At 35.9% G+C, this 6204-nt stretch carries 7 protein-coding genes, 1 tRNA gene and 1 pseudogene; 5 read left to right on the plus strand and 4 right to left on the minus strand.

The genetic code is table 11. The annotated features are described in order from the left end of the window. The 3 genes and pseudogenes from VNJ50_RS04810 to VNJ50_RS04820 form a co-directional block, all read left to right on the plus strand. A pseudogene (locus VNJ50_RS04810) lies at positions 1–288 on the plus strand (NAD(P)/FAD-dependent oxidoreductase); the annotation flags it as partial. A gap of 80 nt (positions 289–368) precedes the next feature. Beyond that, complete coding sequence (locus tag VNJ50_RS04815) at positions 369–935, plus strand: hypothetical protein (RefSeq protein ID WP_325579579.1); 567 nt, start codon at positions 369–371, stop codon at positions 933–935. Between the two features lie 217 nt (positions 936–1152). Further along, complete coding sequence (locus VNJ50_RS04820) at positions 1153–1488, plus strand: n-acetylglutamate synthase (RefSeq protein ID WP_325579581.1); 336 nt, start codon at positions 1153–1155, stop codon at positions 1486–1488. A 99-nt stretch (positions 1489–1587) separates the two neighbouring features. Here the strand turns inward: VNJ50_RS04820 and VNJ50_RS04825 are convergent, their stop codons facing one another. From VNJ50_RS04825 to VNJ50_RS04835, 3 genes are all read right to left on the minus strand, one after another. Then, the gene (locus VNJ50_RS04825) at positions 1588–3180 is read right to left on the minus strand and encodes a S41 family peptidase (RefSeq protein WP_325579582.1); all 1593 of its coding nucleotides are present in this window, start codon (positions 3178–3180) and stop codon (positions 1588–1590) included. After that, positions 3180–3611 (minus strand): dCMP deaminase family protein, encoded by a 432-nt coding sequence (locus VNJ50_RS04830; protein WP_325579583.1) that lies wholly within the window; start codon positions 3609–3611, stop codon positions 3180–3182. The genes VNJ50_RS04825 and VNJ50_RS04830 overlap by 1 nt, the downstream gene beginning before the upstream one ends. A gap of 437 nt (positions 3612–4048) precedes the next feature. Further along, positions 4049–4130: transfer RNA gene (locus tag VNJ50_RS04835), tRNA-Leu, on the minus strand. Between the two features lie 156 nt (positions 4131–4286). Between VNJ50_RS04835 and VNJ50_RS04840 the strand changes: the two genes are divergently transcribed. Together VNJ50_RS04840 and VNJ50_RS04845 are read left to right on the plus strand one after the other, a co-directional pair. Continuing rightward, positions 4287–5228 carry a ribose-phosphate pyrophosphokinase gene (locus VNJ50_RS04840; protein WP_325579584.1) on the plus strand — a complete coding sequence of 314 codons (942 nt, stop codon included), beginning with the start codon at positions 4287–4289 and terminating at the stop codon, positions 5226–5228. 75 nt (positions 5229–5303) lie between these two features. Then, positions 5304–5936, plus strand: coding sequence for a 50S ribosomal protein L25/general stress protein Ctc (locus tag VNJ50_RS04845; RefSeq protein ID WP_325579586.1), 633 nt, complete (start codon positions 5304–5306; stop codon positions 5934–5936). 141 nt (positions 5937–6077) lie between these two features. Here VNJ50_RS04845 and VNJ50_RS04850 read toward each other — a convergent pair. Then, the coding region (locus VNJ50_RS04850; RefSeq protein ID WP_325579588.1) for a transposase at positions 6078–6204 on the minus strand (127 nt) is incomplete at its 5' end.

Consider the following 6204-nt stretch of genomic DNA (forward strand, 5'->3'; position numbering starts at 1 on the left):
CATTCTAAAATTGTGGTAATTGCTGCTGGATACACTAATCTTATCAATATTGATGGCTTGGAAACCTATATCGCACCACATCCAAGAGCTGCTGCTGCAAAGGAGCGCATTTGGTTAAAAAACGAAGACCATCTGGTGGCGAAAGGTTTGTATGTTGCAGGAACTTTGGCAGGATGGAGAAGTCAATTTTCGATTGCCAGTGGTAGTGGCGCACAGGTTGCTACTGATATTTTAACACTTTGGAATGGCGGCATGGATGCCCATGTTCATGATAAAAATGAGGGGTAGAACAGCAATGTTGTTGCGGGTATAAAATTGATTTTCCGGTAGGAAATATCTATATTAATAAGTTTATTGTTATTTTAATTATGAAAAAAATCTTACTTATTATATTGATTTTACCAATTTTAGCCTATAGTCAATCATCAAAAAGTTACTTAGAGTTAATTGATGACGCAAAAACAAAAAAGAGCGCTGAACAAATTGAGGATTTGATTATTGGAACTTGGGAATTTGAAAAACTAACGGATAATAATGGAAATGTCATATCGGAAATCTCCCATTTTATAAATGATACAATCACCGCAACAGAAATTGTTTGGCGTCCAAGTATGCAGATTAAAAAAAATGGAACCTATAAATTAATTGGATGTGAGAATGCTTACAATTGTGAATCTGGCAAATGGGAGTATGATAGAGAATTTAAGTTGTTTCGAATGACTTATGACGAACCAAAATACAACGTTCCAATTGAAAAACTTGCACCAGGACTTTTAGAACAATTAAAAGAATCGGGTACTCTAATAGAATTCACGAAAAATGAAATAGAATTTGCAGAAATAACTCAAACAGAACTGAAAGTATTTGAGTTTTTGGAGAGTGATGGGAATGAATTTAAGTATAATTTAATAGTGTATCGGAAAAAACAACTATAGATGGCGATAAGTATAGACTTTAGCTTTTTCTCATTTACTTAATGAATTCGTAGGGTTTTCGAATGTGTAGTAACTGTTCGGAATTGTCCGTGACAAATCATGCTACAACATATACATAAAACCAATAATATATGATTAGTTGTAAATAGAGGTTTATCAACTTAATTGATGTTGTTTGTGAAAAACACCAAAATAATATAAGAAGTTAAAAGGCGCAATGAACTATAACAACAAAAAATTCAGGCCAGTTCAGAATTCTGAAAATGGAGAAACCTCAGAAGAAACCATTTTTGAATATAAGCAAACCGGGAATATTTTAACTTCTGAATATAAAGGTGGACAAATAATAAAAGGCCATCTTATAGGATTGGTGGATGAGGATGGAACTATTGAAATGCGTTATCACCAAATCAACAACAAAGGAGAATTAATGACCGGGATTTGCCTTTCAAAACCTGAATTGGGCAAAAGCGGAAAAATAAGACTTCATGAAACCTGGCAATGGACTTCAGGCGATAAATCGAGCGGAACCTCTATTTTAGAAGAGTTGTAGTTTGAGAGCTAGGCAGAATTAAAAGTCATTGGTTTTGCCTCAGGAATTTCACAGACAAACCCACATCTCAATAGGTAATAGAAAATAAATAATATTTCACTATTCCTTTATGCTCAATTTTATAACTTCCTTAATCATATCATCATTAGCATTCAAGATTTCGGCCGAAGCATTAGGGCCAAATAACTGATCGGCTAGAGCAGCTTTAATAAGTTGTTTTAATTCTTTGTGATATGCTACAAAAGTGATTTTTGAGCGTTCTCTGGCATTGATATAGTCTTCAAATCGGTCGATAATATCGTCACTAACTTCAAAATCTGAGATGAATTCCTGTTCAGAAACGTCTTTATACTTTTCTCGATCTCTGTCAAGTTCTTCAAAAGCAAAATAATTCATGATGCCACTCCGATTAATGAAATTTAAGGTTTCATTTTGAACACTCGTATTTAATGGCACGAAGATGTCTGGAATAATACCGCCGCCGCCATATACGATTTTTCCTTTTGGTGTCGTGAATTTTAATGAATCGGATACTTTGATGTTGACTTCGTCATTAAATTCGCCACTACTTCTACGTTTGTAATAATCGTTATAATATTCTTCGTTGTGGCCATTGTCATAAGGGCGTTGTATGGAGCGGCCCGTTGGGGTATAATATCGGGCTACGGTGAGCCGAACGGCACTGCCATCGCCAAGAGACATTTCGCGTTGTACCAACCCTTTGCCATAGCTTCTGCGGCCAATAATTGTGCCTTTGTCGTTGTCTTGCAAAGCACCGGCAACAATTTCGCTGGCGGACGCCGAGTTTTCGTTGATGAGAATAAAAACTTCTCCATCTTGAAAATCACCTTTATTTGTGGCGTAAACTTTATCAACCCGACCGGATTTGTTTTTTGTGAAAAGAATCAGTTTGTCTTTTTCTAAAAACTCGTCTGCAATCTGTTCCGCAATGGTCAAGAATCCTCCGGGATTGTCACGTAAATCAAGAGCTAATTGCGTGGCACCTTGATTTTGTAAACTGTTGAGCGCGGTTTTAAATTCTTTATAAGTGGATTCTGCAAATCTATTTATTTTGATATACCCTAGATTTGGAGTGAGCATATAAGCAGCATCAACACTTTTTATGGGAATACTGCCACGTTTCACATTAAAATCGAGAAGTTCTTTTTCGCCTTTTCTGTAAACTTTTAGCTGGATTTTGCTGTTTTTTTCGCCTTTTAATTTTTTGATGATATCATCGCTACGCCATTGACTTCCAAAAATAGAGTCATTATCGGCCATAATAATTCGGTCGCCACTTTTAATTCCTGCTTTTTCGCTCGGTCCTCCTTCTAAAGGCCGGATGACGGCAATCGTATCTTTATAGGTGTAAAAACTCACGCCAATGCCTACAAAGTCACCTTTCATGTTTTCGGACACTTTTTCCATGTCGCGACTGGGAATATAAACGGAATGCGGATCTAGCTTTTCTAAAATGCCGTTGACCGTAACGTCTACAATGCTATCGGTATTCACTCGGTCAACGTACTCATAATCAATATAATCTATTAATCTGTTGAGTTTGTCTTTTTTGCTGTTGGACGTGAATAATCTGTCGGAGTTGTCCGTGAAATTAAGTTTTCCACCAATAAGAATTCCTATCGCAACCGCAACACCAATAATCAACGGAATATATTTTTTTCTGACAGCCATTATGCGCTTAAATCTTCTATAAGTTGGAGTTCAATGCCAGCCTTGGCCAAAAAATCAAGTCCAGAATCGTCTTTATAGCCTTCATGATATACCACTCGGACGATACCCGCTTGATGTATCAGTTTGCTGCATTCTCTGCAAGGTGATAAGGTAATATATAAAGTAGCGCCTTTACAGGATTGTGTTGATGCAGCTACTTTTAAAATGGCATTGGCTTCGGCATGCAAAACGTACCATTTGGTATAGCCTTCGTCATCCTCACAATAGTTTTCAAAACCTGTGGGCGTACCATTATAACCGTCAGAAATAATCATTCGATCCTTGACTATGAGTGCGCCAACTTGTTTGCGTTTACAGTGGGATAATTTCCCCCATTCTTTAGCTATTCTTAAATACGCTTTATCATAGCGCAATTGTTTTTTCTTTGACATTAATTTCTGTTGTTATCTAATCTGCCTACTGCCCATTTAACCATTTTCATAAAGCTACAACGCATATAAAAGCTTCATATTTTAATCTTTGTAATTTAGAGCTGAAATTTAAGCAAACTTTAAAAGATTTGAGCAAATAACTTCTGCTTTGTAAATAGGAGTCTATAATAATTCTAAAATTTAGGGTTGATAATTATAATTACCGACGATGATTGAAGATTGTAATTCAATTTTAAAAGAGTACAGCTAATTTTAGTTACTACTTCTTTTGCCTGTTATGTTTAATTTATTGAAAAGCGTTTTTTAAATAGCTATATAACAATTGTATTTGAGTTGTTTTAGTGGAAAACGCTGCGGTTTTCTGACCATAACCCATCAAAATAAGGAATAAAAAAATCGCAATCCTTTATTTGTAAAGTAATTGCGATTTTGTGAAGTACTCAAGGTGGGAATCGAACCCACACGTCTCGCGACATTGGATTTTGAATCCAACGTGTCTACCAATTCCACCACTTGAGCAAGTACTCGGTAAATAGGACTGCAAAACTATAAAATATTTTTTTACAAACAACTAAAATATCTCTCTTTTATACTTTTTCTGTGCAAATAAATGTTTAAATTTGCAGCCTGATAAACAAAATGAAGATTAATTCATTATAAAACAATCTTTTACCAATGCCTAACATTGTTCCGGAAGCTAAAATATTTGCATGCTCACAAAGTACAGAACTTGCTGAAAAAATAGCAGCGACCTTTGGTACCGCTTTAGGAAACGTTATTACATCAACTTATAGTGATGGTGAATTTCAGCCTTCTTATGAAGAGTCAATTAGAGGTACGCGGATTTTTATTATCGGATCAACACATCCTGGACCTAAAAATTTGATGGAAATGTTATTGATGATCGATGCAGCAAAGCGCGCTTCAGCAAGACATATTACTGCGGTTTTACCTTATTTTGGTTGGGCAAGACAGGATCGGAAAGACAAACCAAGAGTTCCTATTGCGGCTAAATTGGTGGCCAAAATGTTGGAAGCAGCCGGGGCGACCAGAATTATTACTATGGATTTGCATGCGGACCAAATTCAAGGATTTTTTGAAAAACCTGTGGATCACTTGTTTGCATCTACGGTTTTTTTACCATATTTGAGAAGTTTGAATCTTGAAAACTTGACTATTGCTTCACCAGATATGGGTGGTTCTAAACGGGCTTATGCCTATTCAAGAGCGATGGAAAGTGATGTGGTAATCTGTTATAAACAACGTGAAAAAGCCAATGTCATTTCGCACATGGAATTGATTGGCGATGTAAAGGGTAAAAATGTGGTGTTGGTAGATGATATGGTAGATACTGCCGGGACATTGACCGCTGCTGCCGATTTGATGATGGAACGTGGTGCCTTAAGTGTGAGAGCTATTTGTACACATCCTATTTTATCGGGCAGTGCTTATGAGCGCTTGGAGAAGTCAAAATTGCAGGAATTGATTGTTACAGATTCTATTCCATTAAAACAAAAAAGTGATAAAATTAGAGTGATAAGCTGTGCGGATCTGTTTGCAGAAGTTATGCATAACGTTCATTATAATAAGTCTATCAGTTCAAAATTTTTGATGTAATTTTTTGATAAAACAAAATCAGGAATTAACTAAGCAAGAGTAATTAACAATAAGTAATAATTAATAAATTTTCAAATGAAATCAATTACAATCAAAGGATCTCAAAGAGAAAGCGTAGGCAAAAAAGCAACAAAGGCCTTACGTGATGCTGGTCAGGTTCCTTGCGTATTATACGGAGGAGACAAACCAGTGCATTTTTCAGCACCTGAATTGGCTTTCTCTAAACTGGTTTATACGCCTAATGCGCATACCGTTGTGATTGCCTTAGAAAACGGAACGTCTTTTAATGCTATTATGCAAGACATCCAGTTTCATCCGGTTACGGACAAAATTTTACACATCGATTTCTATCAACTTCATGAAGATAAAGAAATCACTATGGAAATTCCGGTTAATTTCATCGGAACTTCAAGAGGTGTTTTAAGTGGCGGTGTGCTACGTAAAAACCAACGTCATTTAAAAGTAAAAGCAATTCCTGCAAACTTACCTGATTTTATTGATGTTGATATTTCACCATTAAGAATTGGCGGTAAATTATACATTACTGAGCTGGCAAATCCTGATTTTACGTTTTTACACCCAGACAATACTGTAGTTTGTCAAGTAAGACGTTCTAGAGCAAGTGTTTCTGAGATTGAAGATGAAGATGAAGACGAAGGAACAACAGCAGCTGAAGGAGCTGAAGCAACTGCGGAAGGTCAAGAATAAATCTTGTTTCAAAACATATTTTGAAGAGGTCGTCTAAAAACTATTTAGGCGACCTTTTATTTTTTGGTTATTTTGTTTTGATTATGGATTCTCTCGGATAATTAGGTATTAGTTTTGAGTTAAAATGAGGCAAAGCGATTCTTACACCGCTAAACTCACTTTTTTAAGATTATGTGCCATTGCTATGAGTCCAATTTCTGTTTCCACTTTATCCAGACCTCTCAACATAAACCTTTTAAAGTTCATATTGTGTTTTATGTTACCAAAT

Origin of the sequence: Gelidibacter sp., from assembly GCF_035577925.1 — a bacterium.
Classification (GTDB): Bacteria; Bacteroidota; Bacteroidia; order Flavobacteriales; family Flavobacteriaceae; genus Gelidibacter.

Bases quoted from the DNA above. Each gene is read 5' to 3' on its own strand.
- VNJ50_RS04840 (WP_325579584.1), top strand. From the start codon at position 4,287: ATGCCTAACATTGTTCCGGAAGCTAAAATATTTGCATGCTCACAAAGT.
- VNJ50_RS04815 (WP_325579579.1), top strand. From the start codon at position 369: ATGAAAAAAATCTTACTTATTATATTGATTTTACCAATTTTAGCCTAT.
- VNJ50_RS04830 (WP_325579583.1), bottom strand. From the start codon at position 3,611: ATGTCAAAGAAAAAACAATTGCGCTATGATAAAGCGTATTTAAGAATA.
- VNJ50_RS04820 (WP_325579581.1), top strand. From the start codon at position 1,153: ATGAACTATAACAACAAAAAATTCAGGCCAGTTCAGAATTCTGAAAAT.
- VNJ50_RS04845 (WP_325579586.1), top strand. From the start codon at position 5,304: ATGAAATCAATTACAATCAAAGGATCTCAAAGAGAAAGCGTAGGCAAA.
- VNJ50_RS04825 (WP_325579582.1), bottom strand. From the start codon at position 3,180: ATGGCTGTCAGAAAAAAATATATTCCGTTGATTATTGGTGTTGCGGTT.